This window comes from Nostoc sp. CCY 9925 (assembly GCF_963920935.1).
Classification (GTDB): Bacteria; Cyanobacteriota; Cyanobacteriia; order Cyanobacteriales; family Nostocaceae; genus Nostoc.
Genome location: NZ_CAWUDO010000010.1, coordinates 64,812 through 82,384 on the forward strand (window position 1 = coordinate 64,812; position 17,573 = coordinate 82,384).

Here is a 17,573-nt window from a genome sequence, read left to right on the forward strand (position 1 = left end):
ATATTTGATGTCAAAAGCTTATTTGAGATTCGATTTGTGCAAAGATACCACTACTCGGAAGCCAATTGTAAGTACTTTATTGCGAGGAGGAACGCCGTTACGATAAGCACAACGACATATATTAGGTTCATCTCTCCACGAACCACCCCGAATAACTCTGAGTGTAGCCCGGTTATTAGTAATTCTGGCACTTCCATCTTGTGGTGCATTTGTATAGTCTTCATACCAGTGATCGGCACACCATTCTGAGACGTTGCCATGCATCTCATCTAGCCCAAAATTATTTGCTGCGTTATGAGAACCTACTTCACTAGTTTGTTTGCCTGATCGCCCTTTCGGGCCAGAACCATATCGTTTGCTTGCGTCATAATTGGCAAGTTGAGGAGAAATCGTTTCGCCAAAATAGAATGGGGTTTCTGTACCTGCTCGACAAGCATATTCCCACTCAGCTTCGCTGGGTAAACGATAGGGTTTTCCAGTTTGTAATTGCAAACGTTCACAAAATTCGATCGCCTCAAACCAGGTAATATTCTCCACAGGTAAATTATCACCTTTAAAATCGGAGGGGTCAGAATTCAATTCAATCCGAACTTTGGTAGTCTTGCTAATTGCTCGCCACTGGGCTTGTGTCACAGGAAAACGGCTTAAAAAGAAAGACGCAATGGTGACTGGATGTTGAGGGCGTTGGCGATAGTCTCCCTCGTTATTTGCAGCTCCCATCAAGTAGTTACCCTCTGGTATCTGCACCATTTCTATGGAAATCTGTCCGTCTAATCGCTCATCAAACAGAGTTACTTGTTGTTCGTGCCGCTCAATTACCCAGCGTGAACCCAACCGCATAAATCGAGGTTCACGAATCAGTTTCGCTGTTTCAAATTGAAATGATTTGAGTGAAGTGGTTCTAGATGCGATGGGGTTGATCTGCCAATCAGAGTCCTGGAACTCAGGAATGGGTAAAGTGACTCCTGCGACAACGATTTGATTATTGTGGGCTGGCAAAGATTTGAGGGTTGATTCTGCTTGAACATGATTGCCACGAGCAAGTTCGCGCATCCCCTGAAGATATGCTAGCAGAGATTCAAAATGAGCTTGACGCAAAGGAGTGGCGATCGCTTCTGTTAATAATGTCATTCGCAGCCATTCTGTTTTTTCCCTGAGGCTTAATTGAGCAAGCTTGTTGGCTAAATCATGGGCAACAGCTTCCGGGTAAACATAGGCAAGTGCTGTCCAACGTTGAGCCTCGGCGAGAGTTTGAGTAGATAATTTAGAATCATTCAATTCTCGCTGTACGTAAGACAGTAAAAAATGGGCTAATTCCTCAACACGCTTGTGACCAAAGCTAGGATGACGAATCATTTGCTCTAAGAGATAATTGCGTAAATCTGCATTCATCTCGTATAGCTCATGTCCTACCTCTTGGCAAAGCGGAGAGAGTAGGAAGTCGGCTACTGCAATCCAGGGCACTTTCAAGTCCTGGTTTGTGATATCCATCGAAAAACTTGCCCAGAGACAGTAGGTCAAATGGGGCGTGAGAGCGATGGGGAATGCGGCATGATAGGCTAGATATACATGGGCTTGAGTAAATCGTCTCTGGAATGATGCGATCGCGTGTTCAATTTCTTCAGAGCGTGTCTCAGGTAGCAAGTTACTAGAGTTCGTCATCTTAGCGCCCGTCCTCGTAAGACATCGATCGCCCTGTAAAATTCCTGACGATTTAGTTCAAACATGGGAACCAAAGCCGCGATGTCATGGGCGGTTGTCGTTTCCCAGCGAGCGCGAGGCACCGGATTGAGCCAAGTAGTATAACGTACATATTGCCCTAACTCTTTTAAAAAGAATTTTGTCAACCGCCGTCGCCTAGAATTAGATCTACCACGAGCTGCTCCAGCATCGCTGAAAATTAAGCAGACTGTTCTGGCTTTAGGCAAGTTTGATAAACAATCATCAATTGCTTGTGCTTCTAAATGATAGCGATCCCGGTATAGGTATTCATCCGGACAGTTGTGAAAATAGTAAACCCGAACTTGGCTGAAACGCCCGCCACGCAACGCTGTATCTACCAACTCTTCACAAAGATGATGAAACGGAACCATCGAACCATCTCGGTCAATTAATAGCAGAAGTTCTATCCGGTTTGTACGTCGCGGAACTAACACAGGATTGAGTAGAATTCCGTACTGGGCAACCTGTTCAATAGTTGCTGCTAAATCTAATTCGATGGGTGGGCCTTCACGACGGCTAAACCTACGCAGATAACGCCATCCTTGCTTCATTTGGCGATGGGTGAGACGCAAATCATTAACGATGAGGGGGAAGAGTTCGCTAAGTCGGTTGTCCGATTGCCTGATTGCTTTGGCAACTTGAATCTCGTCAGCCATTGTCCGAATCACTTCAGGAGAGAGCATCGTTTTGGGTAAGTTGGCGTAAGTTTCAGGAATCAACGCCTCGTCTCTGGAAGAGGCTGTCTGTCGATTTTTCCACATCTTCCAAACAACAAGCAGCAGAATAATACAGGTAGAAATAATTAATAGCAGTTCCAGATTTTCAGAATGTAATACTTTACTCAAATAATCTTTATTTTGGACAACTAAAACCGCTTTTTTGGGATTGCCAAGTTGAACTTTACCTTGAGGCTTAGTCAAGCATAAACGAATATATTTCTGGAAAAAATCATTCTTCCCATCATTGAAGATGGGAAGAAAAATTGTTTTCTCTCCTGTTTTACCACCCTCAAATCGAATAATTTGGGGACTATCATTGACTTGGTGAACATCATCTAATTGCAAAGTATAGTTGGGTTCGTCGGGTAAACAGTTCTTCCCAACATTCAATTCTGCACTAACTGTCCCATGGTTGCGACCAGTACGGGTAATTTTGATATGTGCCGCTTTTTCATTTATATCGACAGTAAAGTAGGTCAAGGAAGGGTCTAGAATAAAACTGTTGCTGAAGGCTAAAGTACTAATGTGTGATTCCGTGTCTTTTGCAGTGATAAACTTTTTGAGGATAAACGTACTACCGATCGCAATAACACAGCCCGCCAATCCTAATACTAAAAAAAGTATGATTCGAGCCGTGTTATATTTCTTGGGAGTTAGTTGTTTCTTTTGAATGGGTATTGATTCAATATCTGTTGAATTATTTTCCTTGGTTTCCTTGGAAAAAAATTCTTCTTCCAATCGCTCTGGAATAATTTGATTGAAATAATCTTGAAAAATTTGTTCTTCTCGCTGGGATTTAACCCAAATAGCAGAACATAGTTGGGCTAGTGAAGTGCGATCGCGAGTACCAAAACCTGCATTAATAGCTTCCAGCAGCAGATGATATTCTGCTAACCCCAAAGGAAAACCTGCTTTTTGTAAACAGGTGAATAATTCTAATAATGCCGGATCATTCACTTTCCCTAGTTAACCTCAAATAACTCAGATGAGCATCCCAAGTTTTAAGTAACACTTCTAAATAAGGCAATTGCCCTTGCTGGGACAACTTCTCTAATACATCTTGTAATGGATCTCGCTTCAGGGCTTTAATCCAATCGAGTAATTCACTTGTACTCACATTTTTACTGAATTTGCCTGTTTCACCCTCCATAATTTCGCGTAATTTCAAGAAGCGGGAAACGGCTTTGTCTGTCAATTCATTTGCAATACCAGGAAAACGATATTTGACAATTTGCACAATTTGTTCATAGCTGGGAAAATCGACATAATAGAATAAACATCGGCGTAAAAAGGCGTCAGGTAAATCTTTCTCATCGTTACTAGTGATAAAAACGATGGGTGAATTGACTGCTTTAATCTCCTTTTCTTTGCCATTTTCTCGTACCTCTTCAATCTGAATTAGTTGCTCGTCGAGTTCTAGCAATAAATCATTGGGAAAATCGATATCGGCTTTGTCAATCTCATCAATTAAAACTACCGTCCGCTTGGGATTGACAAAAGCTCGACCTAATGCTCCCAAACGAATATAAGACGTTGGATCGTCAAAACGTTGCTTTTCTTCTCTAGTTAAAGAACCAGACGCTGCTAATTGAGCATCGCGTAGCCGTCCAACCGTATCATAAATATACAAACCATCTTTGGCTCGGCTAGTCGATTTTATATACCAAGCTTCAAAATCTAGCCCTAACTCATAAGCAACTGCAAGAGCCAATTGAGTTTTGCCACAGCCAGGTTCTCCTTTGAGTAATAATGGACGACCTAAATAAATTGCCAGATTTATCGCATCCACTAATTTTGGACTGGGTAGGTAAGGATAGATGACCTTACCTTTGTAGGTATCCCCTGGCTGCGGTTGCTTAGTAGGACTGCCAGTATATTCCAAGCGATGAGAATCTAGAGGCGTAACCATTTGTCCTCCTGGTCATACCAATTACAATCACAAAGATCGCAAATTTTTTGTAAAGTTGGTATTGGGATTCCTTGTTTTTCTAAAATAGCCTTAACGGTTTCTGTCTTATTAGTAGAGATAGCTAGAGGTAAGAACTCACTTTGATAATTTAACCAATCTCTCATATCCCTCTCTAAAAATGGATTGATTGCAGGTAAGCCAAAAGGATATTTTGGTTGCCAAACTGAATCGTATTGCTCCACAAAACCGACATTCCACCCAGATACTACACCTTGGTGATCTATAAGGAATATGAGTAGTTTGTAAGTATTTTGCTGAATGCTATCTTCTGACATTTTTTGAGCAAGTGATTTCCAAAATTCGTTCAGTAAATCGCATAAATTTTCTTTAATTGTTAGATCCACATTATCAAATACAATTAAAACATTCTGTGATTTCCATAGTTCACAAATTTTTTCTGCAATTTGAGAGGACAAGCTATTCTCAGGTAAATGAACCCGACCTGCAAATTCGTTCCAAATGGCTAAGATATCAGTTCTGGCTGAAGTTCGATTTAAGTCAATAATAATTTTTTTATCTTCCAAAATTTTCGGAAAAATCAAAGCCAGTCGCTTGAGCAACCATTTTTGACCGTAGTTATGACAACAGCCCTGAATTAAAAACATACCATAAGAGTATTTTCCAGCAATCTCTTCAAAGAGGTTGTGCTGTTCCCAGTAGCCTAGCTTCAATAGTGGTTTATATAAATCGAAAGTTTGGCTTTTTTCTAAGTCAGCGTTTTCCGATTGTTCAGGTTGATTAATCTGTTCTTCTAATTCATCGAGTTCTTCTTCGATTTCTTGTAGTTTTATTTCATATTCTTCAATTCGCTGTTCTAACTCATATTTCGCTTCCGGATCGGTTTTAATGATTCTTTCTTTCTTGAAAAATCTTAATTTTTTGCTAATTTCTTCCCATTCCTCTTCTCGGTCTTCATATCTTGCCTTTAAACGCTTAAGCGAAGGCATATATTCTCCTTAATTCATGTTTGAAATATCTGTTGATATCGCTGTGATTTTAGCATCCATATCTTGCGTGAAAAGACTTACAGCAAGAGTTGGATAGCCATATAAAATTGAGATTTAGAAGAGAAACAAATCAGGTTAGGAACATTTTGAACTTTGGCAAGGAGTTATTTTAACTCTGTGTTTGCAGGGCGAACACACTCCTTCTCGATCAAGAATCTACTTTTTTGAATCATTTTACAGTGAATTAAGGGCTTTGCGAATCCCTTCAACCACATTTAGAAATGCAGTATCGCGATCGCTCCACTGAGTTACGGGTCTAGCATCTTTTGGTAAAACCTGGAGCATACTAAATGGTGAATCTATCCAATTAGAAGGTCTAAGAATAATCGGAATTACTTGTGCTGTGCCTTGATTGTGTCGGGCCATCGCCTGTTGCATTTCAATCTCATAGCAGTGGTCTGAAGCCATGAAGTCGGGACTGATTAGCAGCAGAATGATCTGAGCAGATTCTAGTTGCTCTTCAATTTGAGTTTTCCATTCTTCTCCTGCTTTTATGAGGCTATCGTACCAAGCAGTAATCTTGCCCTGCCGCTCCAGGATAGCCAAATGTTTAATAAATTCATCTAACAAGTCCTTATCTTTATTGGAGTAGGAGATAAAAACATTGATTGGCGCATTCTCCAAGTGTTCAACTGGAGGTTGCATAACTGAAATGGATTGAACATCGGCATCATTGGATTTATTGAGCGGCACTGGAGTCAATTGTTCTGGTATGTCTGCCAAGTCAAAATTTTTCGGTCGTTCGGGTAGTTGGTTAATTTGTTGTTCTAAATCCTGGAGTTCTTCTTCAATTTCTTTTAGTTTTGCTTCATACTCTTGAATTCGCTGTGCTAGCTCATATTTTGCTTCCGAGTCAGTTTTGATGATTCTTTCTTTCTTGAAAAATCTTAGTTTTTTGCTAACTTCTTCCCATTCCTCTTCTAGGTCTTCATATTTTGCCTTTAAACGCTTAAGCGAAGGTATGTATTCTCCATCCAAAGCGGGTTGAACAGTAGCATCAAAAGATGTGGATTTATTGAGCAGCACTGGAATCAAGTGTTCTGGCATGTCTGCCATTTGAATTGCTGCACACCCTAGCTTGTAGGCAAACTCGATAGAACGACCTGCCCCAAGTGCATCATAAAATCCGACTGCAAACTCGATCGCGGCTCGATCGCTAATTGCCTGGTTCATGCCAATTACATAGTCTATGTGCTTGGCGATCGCTTTGGCTTGCACTTGGGAGTAACATCGGTTAAGTACAACACAGCGAATTTGCTCAGCAAACAGTTGAAACAGCCTTGCCAATGCTTCCCCGTCTACAAGCTTCGCATTGCCAATTTCATCTTCAAAGATTAGTCCTGCTTCCCCAGTACCATGTCCTGAAAAATGGATAATCTGCGGATTAATATCGAGCATAGCCCGTTGAAGATCGCGAGGACGAACCGCTAATCGTTGCTCTAGCTGAAATTGGTCGCGCTTTTGAGCGCGTTGCAGTCCTTCCCCAATCTCCCGCAACTCTTGGTCAATCGTTAGACGGCTGGTGTTTTGAGGATTGGCAGCGAGAAATAGGATGCTTTGTCTATGACCACTAGAAAAACTCATAAAGAACTTGGTTCAATACAGTTAGCAGTTTGCTTTTGTTTTATTATCAGGATTTTGCTGTGTAATTGCTCTATTTAGGCTATGGAATTTATCAAAATAAACTTAAAGAAGTCCTGCTGACTCATACAATCTTTTGACCATTGCTGTAATTCTTGCACCATAATCCAAATCTGCTGACCAGCGCCCTGATAGTTGGTCAATTAATGCTGCAATTCCTCGCGTCACAAAGCGAAACCTAGGATCTACTACTTCCTGTACCAAAGGTTCTAAACTAGCGTAAGCTTTTAAATGTTGGACGTGTGCCCTGACTCCAATTCTGGCACTGGGAAAAGATGCAGCCTCCGAACCGCCACCGATGGCACCTAAACCAGCAAAGTTATTTTGTTCGGGTTTAATATCACCACCAAACCTTAAAAATCCCGTTTCTACACACATTTGGCAAAAAGCAATATCATAATTTACCCCTTCTATACCTGCTTCTTCCCGATAAAGTTTTGAGATATCAGGAAACTTTGCCAAAGCATTTTCATTATTATTTCTGAGGAATAATTGTAACTGTACTTCTGAAGTATTACCGTTTGACATTACCCGGTCTAATTGACCAGCACAAACTATTAAATTCGAGCGCAAGCTGACAGTACGAGTTCCAGCGTCCCAACCGACTGCAACATTAAAATCTCGTAGTTCGATCGCTTTGACATAAACTATTCTGCGATAGGTAATTCGATTCACATTCGGTGCTTTTGATAAATCTATTCGTAGACGATCCACTAAATCAATAGGAATGTAAGCATTACCATTAACTAAAATTCCTTGCTCTGAATAATTTTGTCCGTTAATATTAATATTAATTGGTGGATAAGTCGGTTCTGTTGGAGTTCCGGTAGGGTCAATTAGACGACTCCAAGATGCCAATCCATCGGCAATTCCCAAAGCAAAATCGCGGCGACGAGTTTGCAGCAAAGCCCGATCCTCTGGACTGCTGAGAAATCCCACTTGCATCAACAAAGCCGGAAGCGTCGTCTGGCGACAGAATGCCAAACTACCCAATCCACTATTTGTGTCTGGCTTGACTCCGCGATTTGGTAATTGGGGTAGGCGGCGCAACAAGGCCACTAGTAACTGTTCGGCATTGGTTTTGCGCTCAGTATTGTTGGTAATGTAAAAAACGCTAGCCCCACGTACTGAAGGACTGCTAGCTGCATCAGATTGAATTTCTAACGCCACATCACCCCGGCGTCCACGGGAATTTATCCAGCTGATAGTTTGAGCAGCACTCAAATCATCGGGAACTGCTAAAATTTCAAAATTCCGCGCCCGTAGTTCCGTGACAATCAAATCCCGCAGCAGAATCATTTCTTTAGCTTCAGTTGTACCACCTGCGATCGCACCCGGATCGATTCCTCCCGCTTCTTTGCCTCCGTGAGCCGCCGAGATAAAAATACGTCCCATCTTTCAGTATTTCCTCTGTTAAAATTAAGCGTCAGCAATTTTAGACATAATTGGTGGCTTCGCAACAACAATATAATAGCTATCAGAAGTCGAAAGTCATTTGTCCTTTGTTATTTCTCCAAAGTTGATATGAGAAGGGAGTAGGGAGATGGCTTCGCCAAGGGAAAAGGGGAAAGGTTAAAGGGAAAAGGAGGGATCTTTCTTTTGCCCTTTGCCCTTTGCCCTTTGCCCTTTGCCCAATACCCTTTGCCCAATCCCCAATGCCCCATGCCCTATGCCCAATCCCCAATCCTATGCAAATCCCCCGCTTACACCCAGACACAATTGAAGAAGTTAAACTACGAGCTGATATTGTCGATGTTGTCTCGGAATACGTAGTTTTACGTAAGCGAGGGAAAGATTTTGTCGGGTTGTGCCCCTTTCATGATGAAAAATCTCCCAGCTTCACTGTTAGCCAAACTAAGCAAATGTATTATTGCTTCGGCTGTCAAGCTGGGGGAAATGCGATCAAGTTTGTCATGGATTTGGGAAAGCGTTCTTTTGCTGAGGTAGTGCTGGATTTAGCACGGCGTTATCAAGTACCTGTACAAACCTTAGAACCCGAACAACGCCAAGAATTACAGCGTCAGCTGTCTTTGCGCGAACAATTATATGAAGTTCTGGCTTCTGCGGCACAGTTTTATCAACACGCCCTCAGACAATCCCAAGGGCAAAAGGCAATTGAATATTTGCAATCTAACCGCAGACTTCAAGAAGAAACCATACAGCAGTTTGGTTTGGGTTATGCGCCCGCAGGTTGGGAAACTCTGTATCGCTACTTGGTGGAAGACAAACGTTATCCAGTGCAGCTGGTGGAAAAAGCAGGATTAATTAAACCACGGAAAGAAGGCGGCGGTTATTATGATGTGTTCCGCGATCGCTTAATGATTCCCATCCGCGATGTCCAAGGACGCGTCATCGCTTTTGGCGGTAGAACCCTGACTGACGAACAACCAAAATATTTAAATTCACCAGAAACCGAACTTTTTAGTAAAGGTAAAACATTATTTGCCCTCGATCGCGCCAAAACCGGAATTTCCCAACTCGATCGGGCGGTGGTGGTGGAGGGTTATTTTGATGCGATCGCTCTCCACGCTGCTGGAATTAACAACGCCGTCGCCTCCCTTGGTACAGCCTTAAGTTTAGAACAGGTGCGGCTAGTATTACGTTACAGCGAATCGAAACAACTAGTACTCAACTTTGACGCTGATAAAGCCGGAACCAATGCAGCCGAAAGGGCGATCAGTGAAATTGCCGAACTAGCATATAAAGGCGAAGTTCAGCTAAAAATTCTCAATCTACCCAATGGCAAAGATGCTGATGAATACTTGCGCGAGCAAACACCAGAAGATTATGCAGAATTGTTAGCTAATGCCCCCCTTTGGTTAGACTGGCAAATTCAACAAATTCTTCAAAACCGTGACTTAAAACAAGCTGCCGATTTTCAACAAGTAACTCAGCAAATAGTTAAATTACTCAAAAATATAGCTAACAGCGACACCCGAAATTATTATGTTTCTTATTGTGCAGAAATACTCAGTTTAGGCGATACCAGACTTATACCTTTACGAGTCGAAAATTTACTAACTCAAATTGCTCCTCCTGCGCCTACATATTCCAAACCAGTATCAGCGAAAAAAGCATGGGGAGGTAGTGAAAAACTTTCCCCACCCCCAACAGAACGCAGCCTTTTAGAACATGCAGAAGCATTATTGCTGCGAATTTACTTACATTGTCCCGAACAGCGTCAAGTAATTATTGACGAACTAGAAGAACGGGATTTGCAATTTAGCCTTTCCCACCATCGATTATTGTGGCGGCAGATTTTAGAAACAACGGTGGAACAAGAAGATTTAATTTCAACTCTGCAAAATAAATATTTAGAATTATCAGAAGACCTGGGATTAGTATCGCATCTATTTCATTTGAACGAGAAAACGAAGAAAGAAATACTTCGGACTCCGCAGGTGGTTCAAGCTGCGATCGCTTGCATGGATTTGGTAATGCTGGAAAAACGCTATCGCCACTTTTTGGAACTCTGGCAGCAAACCGATCCCGAAACCGAACCAGAAAAATATCAATCCTATTATCAGGCTTTTTATGCCGAAAAACTCAAACTTCAAAAAATAGACAGACAACGGCTATTTTCGATCACAGAATTGTTGTAGCGATGTTTACTAATAAGTCAAAGCAATTAAGTAGGTCGGTGTTGAAAATTGTCGTTATGACAAGGCAGGAGGCAGAAGGGAAAAGCTTTTTGAGCAACTTTACTTTCCGTTACATACTTTGGTTTTTTTGCGCCATTCTACTTAAACTCATGGTAGCTATTGTTTCAAACTCCAGATTTTACATGAGCTATTTCATTAACTCCTGAACTATTGTTGTGCTGTAAAAAATCTTGAAATAATTCAAAAAATTTATCCAAAGCTTCACTTTCATCTTCAGAATAAAACAAAATAATTCGACTCCAAGATTGAGTATCGGGCTGATTAAATCTTCGCTCTACCCATTCTTGAAAATCTTCAAATTCTCGTTCTTGCTCTGTTACTTCTATTCCCAACTCACGGCGAGCAAATGTGTATGCATCTAAAAAAACTTGCAGATGGCTCAAAGAACGCTTTCCTAAATATAAAGCAGGCCTTTGTTTAATTTTTTGTAGCATCTCATATAAATTAGACATATCCGACCTCAAGATAAAAGTCCAAAACTTATTTAAAAGTCAATCTCTGTTACCTCAAAGCTACCACCTAAATCCATTGCTAGACAATAAAGATTTGCCATCTAATATTCTCTAGGAATGCCTTCATGGTGAATATTATCAAACACAATTTCTTGTCCTTTAATTTTAATCAAAATCCCCTGATGGCGACCGTTTGTAGCAATATTACGTTGAAGACCATCATGGTAAATATTGCCATACTTGCCTTTGGTTTTCCCTGTATACAGTTTAATATGTTTTCCTGGGACTCTTCTTTGAGTTAAAAACTCTTTAATAGCTTCAGCGCAATCAACACACTCAAATAACTTAAAACGATTCGCTATTTGTGTAATTTCTTTACTTAACTCATCATTAGAGCATAACTGCTCCATCTCATTACTAATCCCTATTGCTATAGCTCAATATGACGGTAGATAGTTTAACACACTACCCACTAAATTTAAGGAGAGGTTGAGTCATGGTAGCTATTGATGAGCATGGACAACTTCTACCATTTAAGATAGATATAAGCTTTTATTCTCCTTTCCCTCAGAGGGTAAGCATTGGTTGAGTATAGTTATTGAGTATAAAAATATATCAATAATTTATACTTACAATGCTAAAAGTAGGGTATTTGAGCATTAAACGAGAATCTTTGCATTTATTATGCCCAAAAGCGTTGATGTACAGTTTTTCTAAGGTTCACTGCATAAATCCTGATTGTCAACGTCCTTATCCTCAGCCTTGGGGAAACAAATTTTGCAACAGTTGTGGCGCACCGCTACAGTTGTTAGACCGCTATGTTCCAATTCAGCAGTTGGGTTCGGGAGGGTTTGCTCAAATTTACACGGTTTGGGATGAAAAAACTCAAGCCGAGAAAGTGCTGAAAGTGTTGGTTGAAGATTCACCAAAAGCGCTGGAATTGTTTACCCAAGAGGCGGAGGTTTTATCTAGATTACAGCATCCTGGTGTGCCCAGAGTTGATGCTGACGGTTATTTTCAGGTAAATTTGTTCAATCCCAAACCACATCAACTGCCCTGTCTGGTAATGGAAAAAATCAATGGGCAGACTTTAGAGGAAATATTAAAAAAATATCCGCAAGGGTGTCCAGAGGATTTGGTTTTAAACTGGTTCGCCCAAGCTGTAGAGATTTTACAAGAATTACATAAACGTCAAATTATTCACCGAGATATCAAACCTTCTAATTTGATGCTGGATACCTTTGGAGGGGAACCAAAAAGCGATCGCCTCGTATTAATTGATTTTGGCGGAGCAAAACAAGTTAGCCCTTCAAAACTGGGTTCCCGGTCTAGTTCCACCCGATTATTTTCTTCTGGCTACAGTCCACCAGAACAGGTGACTGGAGGGATTGTGGGGCCCGGTGCCGATTTTTATGCCCTTGGTCGAACGATGATTGAACTACTAACGGGCAAGTATCCGCCAGATTTAGAAGACCAGCAAACTGGCGAGTTGCGCTGGCGAACCCAAGTCAATGTCAAGCCGGAGTTAGCAGACTTGCTAGATGAGATGGTGCAGGAAGATGTGCGATCGCGTCCGCTAAATGCACCAATGATTCAAAAACGTCTCACAAAGATTTCTCACCCATTACCATCGCCGGGGTTATTATCCCAACTGCGGGATAACCTGAAACAAACCTCAACCCAAGCCTCCCAGAAATTGACACAGCTAACACAAGCTGCTGAACAAGCTTTAGCTCAATTTGGCCAAGGTGTAAATCAAACCATTATTTTTATTGTTCAGACAATCCTGAAAATTTTGCGAGCTTGTTTGGCAACAATTTGGGCAATAATGTTAACTACTATTGGCGCTTGTTTTGGTGCGATCGCTGGTTTTATTTTGGCCTATCGCACAAGCTTGGGGCCTCGGATTGTGGAATTTATTTTGATTCAGGTTAACCAATTAGTTCCCAATACTCAACCCAACTTTGGCGCAGATATTTTGGTCTTTGTGGCTGCGGGTTGGGGAACCGCATGGGGACTGACAGTATCTGGGTGTTTTGGTCAACGGCGGCGATTTTTAGTAGCATCGTTGATGGGGATGATTAGCTATGGCTTCGGCTGGTTGATTTTGCAATTGATCGCACCAAAAAACAGCGGCGAGGGCTTAGTAACAGTGATTTTAGTCGGAGTTTCCCTACTCACCCTCAGTTTAGGACTTCGCAGCCATCATATAGTGTACGCTGTGTTCGCTGCCTTTGGCAGTGCGATCGCCTATGCAACTTTGATTCTTTTGAACTTAGCACCTCCAATGTTGGAATTTTCCAGTCAACCAGGCTGGTCAGAGTTATACAAGCCTCTGATTTTTTTTGGTTCTGTAGGCTGGTTTCTCAGCTTTTGGTTGGGCGTGAGTTTTTACCTAATTGTCCCTGGGTTACGTTTTTTGGGGTGGAGGTAAATGGTATGGGGCATAGGAATGGGGAAAGGGAAAGGGGTAAGGGGGAAAGGGGAAAGATTAAATTTATTCCTTTTCCCTTTTCCCTTTAACCTTTTCCCCTGCCCCCATGCCCCATGCCCCCTGCCCCCATGCCCAATACTCCTAAAAACAAGATCCCCCTAGTCGTATTTTTCATCGAGCTAGGGGGATCACATATGTGGTAGTCTATAAATGATTCGGTATAGTTCCTTACGACTCGATTGTATAGCCTAGATTTGAGTTTGAGTAGTCCTACCGCAAGAATTTATAGTATATTCATCGCTTCTTAATCAATACTTCATTCCTGGTATTCACTTGGCAGGTTCTATATGTAATTATGACAGTACTAAGTGTACATTACTTGTCATTTTTGTAAATATCTGTAACGAATATGAAACTTAAGATTGTCGCCACCGTCTCCCTGTTAGCTAGTTTTGGCTTTGCAGGGCAGACTTTTGCATCAAACGTGCAAGACTTGGAGCAGTTGAAGGCGACAAATGCTTGTCCCAGGTGCGATTTGAGTGGTGCTGACCTAACTCAACTGAATCTAACTGGAGCCATTTTGCGGGGGGCTAACTTGAGTGGTGCGACATTATCTCAAGTTAATCTCACAAATGCCGATCTCACAGGTGCAAATTTAGAAGGTGCAATTCTCAATTCGGCGAATCTCACTGGTGCTTCTTTAACGGGTGCAAACTTGAAATCAGCATCCTTAGAACAAGCTGATTTGTCCTATGCAGGTTTCATGAGCGCTAATTTAGAAGCAGCAAACTTAAAGGATGCCAAATTGCTGTTTACTAATTTTCGGGCGGCAAATTACCGACTAACAATTTTGAATAATGGCGTGGTTACCTCTGACAAATCCTATAGTTGGTCGTTAGAGCGTCCAAACAACAGAGAATGTAACAAGTTCAAACCCGAAGAAACTCCAGGTACAACCTGCTACGGAAAATAACTGGTTTGTAGGGGACTCAATGGGGGGTAAGACCTTTGGTTTACCCACAAAAAAGACGTAGAGACGTTGCATTGCAACGTCTCTACATCTGTTTAAATAGCAAAAAAACGTGGAGTGTAGGGTATATTATCCTCCACTGGTTTGGGCGATCGCTTTTTGAGCAATACCATTTCACTAAAATTATGCGACAGATCAAAACTCAGAAAACCTTGTAAAATCAGGCTTTGTTAATTTTGAATTTTGAATTTTGAATTTTGAATTCCTATAAGATCGTGTTTCTCCATCTGTGTACACTACCGCCTTTATTGGCGGCGAAATGGCTAAAGTTAAGCTAAAATTCAAGCAGAGTAAGCATTTCACGCTTAGGAACACTCCATGCTTGAGACTTTGGAAACCCGACTTTACGAATTAGAACAATTTGCCAACACCCTTGTTTCTCATCAATTGACGCACATTAGTGTGGTGAGTGTTGGTGTCATCTTTGTAGCTGGCTTACTCACCAGCCTGACGCCTTGTATGCTTTCTATGCTGCCAATTACCATTGGTTACATCGGCGGTTATGAAGCCAAAAGCCGTCTGCAAGGCGTTGTCCAATCAACTTGGTTTGCTCTGGGATTAGCAACTACTCTCGCAGGATTAGGGATATTAGCAGGTTTAGTGGGAAAAGTCTACGGTCAAGTAGGAATTGGTTTACCAATCATTGTGAGCATCATCGCCATTCTCATGGGGCTGAACTTATTGGAAGCACTACCTTTGCAATTTCCATCCTTGGGTGAAACCAATTGGATTTCCCAAGATTTGCCAGCAGGGTTGCGTTCCTATTTGCTGGGACTGACTTTTGGCTTAGTTGCATCTCCTTGTAGCACGCCTGTTTTAGCTAGCTTGCTTGGTTGGATTGCTAACACACAAGACTTAATTTTAGGCGCTGTTTTACTACTTTCTTATACAGCCGGCTATGTAGCACCATTGATTTTAGCAGGTACTTTCACTGCTTCAATTAAAAAGTTGCTAGAACTACGCCGCTGGTCTGGTTGGATTAACCCGGTGAGTGGGGCGCTATTAGTAGGATTCGGTGTATTTTCTTTAATTTCTCGAATTCCTCTTGGTAGTTTTTAAGTCAGGAATCAGAATTCAGGAGTCACAATTCAGGATTCAGAAGAATGTACACTGATTAACCCATCTGAGTAATGACTGAAAACGGAAAGGATATAGGCCCCTAAATTTATTGATGGGGATTATTAATTTTGAATTTTGAATTTTGAATTTTGAATTCGGAGCGAAGCGACGTGACTTTAGAAGATTCGACTTCCAAAAAAATTAGTTGGTGGGCTGTACCTGGGCAGTATTTACGCCGGGAGTTTTTGCCTGTACTGACAGATTTACGACTGGCGATCGCACTATTACTATTGATTGCCATCTTTAGCGCTACCGGTACTGTAATTGAGCAAGGCCAGTCTCCTGGATTTTACCAAGCTAACTATCCAGAACATCCAGCATTGTTTGGTTTCTTAACTTGGAAAGTAATTCAAGTAGTTGGCTTAGACCATGTATATCGTACTTGGTGGTTTTTAGCATTACTCATTTTATTTGGTACTAGCTTAACTGCTTGTTCTTTTACCCGTCAGTTACCAGCCTTAAAAGCAGCCCAACGCTGGAAATATTACGAAGAACCACGGCAATTTAAAAAACTAGCTTTAAGTGCAGAATTAGATACTGGTTCTTTGAGTTCTCTTAACCAAATATTGCAGAAGCGTCGCTATAAAATTTTTTCAGATCCAGAAAAAGAAAATCTTTTATATGCCCGTAAGGGAATAGTCGGACGTATTGGCCCAATTATCGTTCATATTGGCATCGTGACTATTTTGCTAGGGGGAATTTGGGGAGCAATGACCGGATTTCTTGCCCAGGAAATGGTTGCCAGTGGCGATACATTTCAGGTGAAAAATGTTATAGACGCTGGCCCTTTCGCAGTAGACCAAGTGCCGAAAGATTGGTCTGTGCGAGTTAATCGTTTTTGGATTGATTACACTCCAACTGGAGGCATCGATCAATTTTATTCAGATTTATCTGTTTTAAATAATCAAGGGGAAGAAGTTGACCACAAAAAGATTTTCGTCAACCAACCTCTGCGTTATCATGGCGTAACTTTCTACCAAACTGATTGGGGAATTGCAGCTGTTCGCGTCCAATTTAATAACAGCCCAATTTTCCAGCTACCAATGGTCAAGTTGAACACCAACGGTCAAGGTGCAATTTGGGGTACTTGGATTCCTATTAAACCGGATTTGAGTGAGGGTGTCTCGGTGCTAGCCAAAGATTTGCAAGGAATGGTATTAATTTATGATGCCACTGGTAAGCTAATTAATACTGTACGCGCTGGGATGTCTGCCCAAGTCAATGGCGTGAAATTGAAAATAATAGAGGTAATTGGCAGCACAGGTTTACAAATTAAAGCCGATCCAGGTATACCAATTGTTTATTCAGGGTTTGGTTTATTAATGTTGGGTGTGGTGATGAGTTACTTTTCGCACTCCCAAATTTGGGCATTACAAAAAGGCGATCGCTTGTATGTTGGTGGTAAAACTAATCGCGCCCAAGTCGCTTTTGAACAAGAAGTTTTAGAAATTTTAGACCAACTGAGTTCACAGCCAAACAATGAAGATAAAGGAATAGCAATTCAAGTTTAATTGCCATTTATTTGTAGAGACGCGATTCATCGCGTCTTTTGTCTTTCATGAACAAACACATCTGTTTCATTGATAAAAGCATAATTTGTCAATAAATTAATAATTTTCGCAATAACCTTTGTTGATTAATTTTGAATGCAAGCAAAAAAACTGTTGACTTCTTAACAGTTGACAGGGTATTATATAAATAATGGAAAAGCTGTCGGCAAATATACCCCTTTCTCAAAGATATTAGTTAGTAATTTTAAGACTTAGCGCCGCAGCAGTACAAAAGCAATTAAGCCAACTAAAAAACAAAGCGCGAACT

General features: G+C 41.3%; 13 protein-coding genes. 5 read left to right on the forward strand and 8 right to left on the reverse strand.

Annotated elements, in window-relative coordinates; genetic code table 11:
* Positions 1-18: 18 nt before the first annotated feature.
* The 6 genes from ACM0OY_RS07985 to ACM0OY_RS08010 form a co-directional block, all read right to left on the reverse strand.
* Positions 19-1,662: a formylglycine-generating enzyme family protein gene (locus tag ACM0OY_RS07985; protein WP_414568321.1), complete on the reverse strand. Its 1,644-nt coding sequence runs from the start codon at positions 1,660-1,662 to the stop codon at positions 19-21.
* Entirely contained in the window at positions 1,659-3,398 is a 1,740-nt protein-coding gene (locus ACM0OY_RS07990; protein ID WP_414568322.1) for a hypothetical protein, read from the reverse strand. The genes ACM0OY_RS07985 and ACM0OY_RS07990 overlap by 4 nt, the downstream gene beginning before the upstream one ends.
* A complete protein-coding gene (locus tag ACM0OY_RS07995; RefSeq protein WP_414568323.1) occupies positions 3,391-4,350 on the reverse strand; it encodes an AAA family ATPase in 960 nt (319 codons plus the stop codon). The genes ACM0OY_RS07990 and ACM0OY_RS07995 overlap by 8 nt, the downstream gene beginning before the upstream one ends.
* Positions 4,335-5,357: a hypothetical protein gene (locus ACM0OY_RS08000; protein WP_414568324.1), complete on the reverse strand. Its 1,023-nt coding sequence runs from the start codon at positions 5,355-5,357 to the stop codon at positions 4,335-4,337. The genes ACM0OY_RS07995 and ACM0OY_RS08000 overlap by 16 nt, the downstream gene beginning before the upstream one ends.
* A 234-nt stretch (positions 5,358-5,591) precedes the next feature.
* Entirely contained in the window at positions 5,592-7,001 is a 1,410-nt protein-coding gene (locus ACM0OY_RS08005) for a TIR domain-containing protein (RefSeq protein ID WP_414568325.1), read from the reverse strand.
* A gap of 102 nt (positions 7,002-7,103) precedes the next feature.
* Positions 7,104-8,453, reverse strand: a complete 1,350-nt coding sequence (locus ACM0OY_RS08010; protein ID WP_414568326.1) for an N-acetylmuramoyl-L-alanine amidase — start codon at positions 8,451-8,453, stop codon at positions 7,104-7,106.
* A 293-nt stretch (positions 8,454-8,746) separates the two neighbouring features.
* Between ACM0OY_RS08010 and dnaG the strand changes: the two genes are divergently transcribed.
* The gene (dnaG, locus tag ACM0OY_RS08015; protein ID WP_414568327.1) at positions 8,747-10,660 is read left to right on the forward strand and encodes a DNA primase; all 1,914 of its coding nucleotides are present in this window, start codon (positions 8,747-8,749) and stop codon (positions 10,658-10,660) included.
* A gap of 164 nt (positions 10,661-10,824) precedes the next feature.
* Here the strand turns inward: dnaG and ACM0OY_RS08020 are convergent, their stop codons facing one another.
* Both ACM0OY_RS08020 and ACM0OY_RS08025 read right to left on the reverse strand, forming a co-directional pair.
* Positions 10,825-11,172, reverse strand: a complete 348-nt coding sequence (locus ACM0OY_RS08020; RefSeq protein ID WP_414568328.1) for a hypothetical protein — start codon at positions 11,170-11,172, stop codon at positions 10,825-10,827.
* A 101-nt stretch (positions 11,173-11,273) separates the two neighbouring features.
* Complete coding sequence (locus ACM0OY_RS08025) at positions 11,274-11,582, reverse strand: papain fold toxin domain-containing protein (protein ID WP_414568329.1); 309 nt, start codon at positions 11,580-11,582, stop codon at positions 11,274-11,276.
* Positions 11,583-11,872: 290 nt separating this feature from the next.
* On the opposite strand from ACM0OY_RS08025, the gene ACM0OY_RS08030 reads away from it, so the two are divergent.
* From ACM0OY_RS08030 to ACM0OY_RS08045, 4 genes are all read left to right on the forward strand, one after another.
* On the forward strand, positions 11,873-13,606 hold the full coding sequence (locus ACM0OY_RS08030; protein WP_414568330.1) for a protein kinase domain-containing protein: 1,734 nt from the start codon (positions 11,873-11,875) through the stop codon (positions 13,604-13,606).
* Positions 13,607-14,015: 409 nt separating this feature from the next.
* Positions 14,016-14,579: a pentapeptide repeat-containing protein gene (locus ACM0OY_RS08035; protein WP_414568331.1), complete on the forward strand. Its 564-nt coding sequence runs from the start codon at positions 14,016-14,018 to the stop codon at positions 14,577-14,579.
* A gap of 375 nt (positions 14,580-14,954) precedes the next feature.
* Complete coding sequence (locus tag ACM0OY_RS08040) at positions 14,955-15,695, forward strand: cytochrome c biogenesis protein CcdA (protein WP_414568332.1); 741 nt, start codon at positions 14,955-14,957, stop codon at positions 15,693-15,695.
* Positions 15,696-15,865: 170 nt separating this feature from the next.
* Entirely contained in the window at positions 15,866-17,266 is a 1,401-nt protein-coding gene (locus ACM0OY_RS08045) for a cytochrome c biogenesis protein (RefSeq protein ID WP_414568333.1), read from the forward strand.
* Positions 17,267-17,573 lie beyond the last annotated feature (307 nt).

Excerpts from the sequence above, each read along its gene's own strand:
- ACM0OY_RS07985 (WP_414568321.1), bottom strand. The coding sequence starts at position 1,662 with ATGACGAACTCTAGTAACTTGCTACCTGAGACACGCTCTGAAGAAATT.
- ACM0OY_RS07995 (WP_414568323.1), bottom strand. The coding sequence starts at position 4,350 with ATGGTTACGCCTCTAGATTCTCATCGCTTGGAATATACTGGCAGTCCT.
- ACM0OY_RS08000 (WP_414568324.1), bottom strand. The coding sequence starts at position 5,357 with ATGCCTTCGCTTAAGCGTTTAAAGGCAAGATATGAAGACCGAGAAGAG.
- ACM0OY_RS08005 (WP_414568325.1), bottom strand. The coding sequence starts at position 7,001 with ATGAGTTTTTCTAGTGGTCATAGACAAAGCATCCTATTTCTCGCTGCC.
- ACM0OY_RS08010 (WP_414568326.1), bottom strand. The coding sequence starts at position 8,453 with ATGGGACGTATTTTTATCTCGGCGGCTCACGGAGGCAAAGAAGCGGGA.
- dnaG (WP_414568327.1), top strand. The coding sequence starts at position 8,747 with ATGCAAATCCCCCGCTTACACCCAGACACAATTGAAGAAGTTAAACTA.
- ACM0OY_RS08020 (WP_414568328.1), bottom strand. The coding sequence starts at position 11,172 with ATGTCTAATTTATATGAGATGCTACAAAAAATTAAACAAAGGCCTGCT.
- ACM0OY_RS08025 (WP_414568329.1), bottom strand. The coding sequence starts at position 11,582 with ATGGAGCAGTTATGCTCTAATGATGAGTTAAGTAAAGAAATTACACAA.
- ACM0OY_RS08030 (WP_414568330.1), top strand. The coding sequence starts at position 11,873 with ATGTACAGTTTTTCTAAGGTTCACTGCATAAATCCTGATTGTCAACGT.
- ACM0OY_RS08035 (WP_414568331.1), top strand. The coding sequence starts at position 14,016 with ATGAAACTTAAGATTGTCGCCACCGTCTCCCTGTTAGCTAGTTTTGGC.
- ACM0OY_RS08040 (WP_414568332.1), top strand. The coding sequence starts at position 14,955 with ATGCTTGAGACTTTGGAAACCCGACTTTACGAATTAGAACAATTTGCC.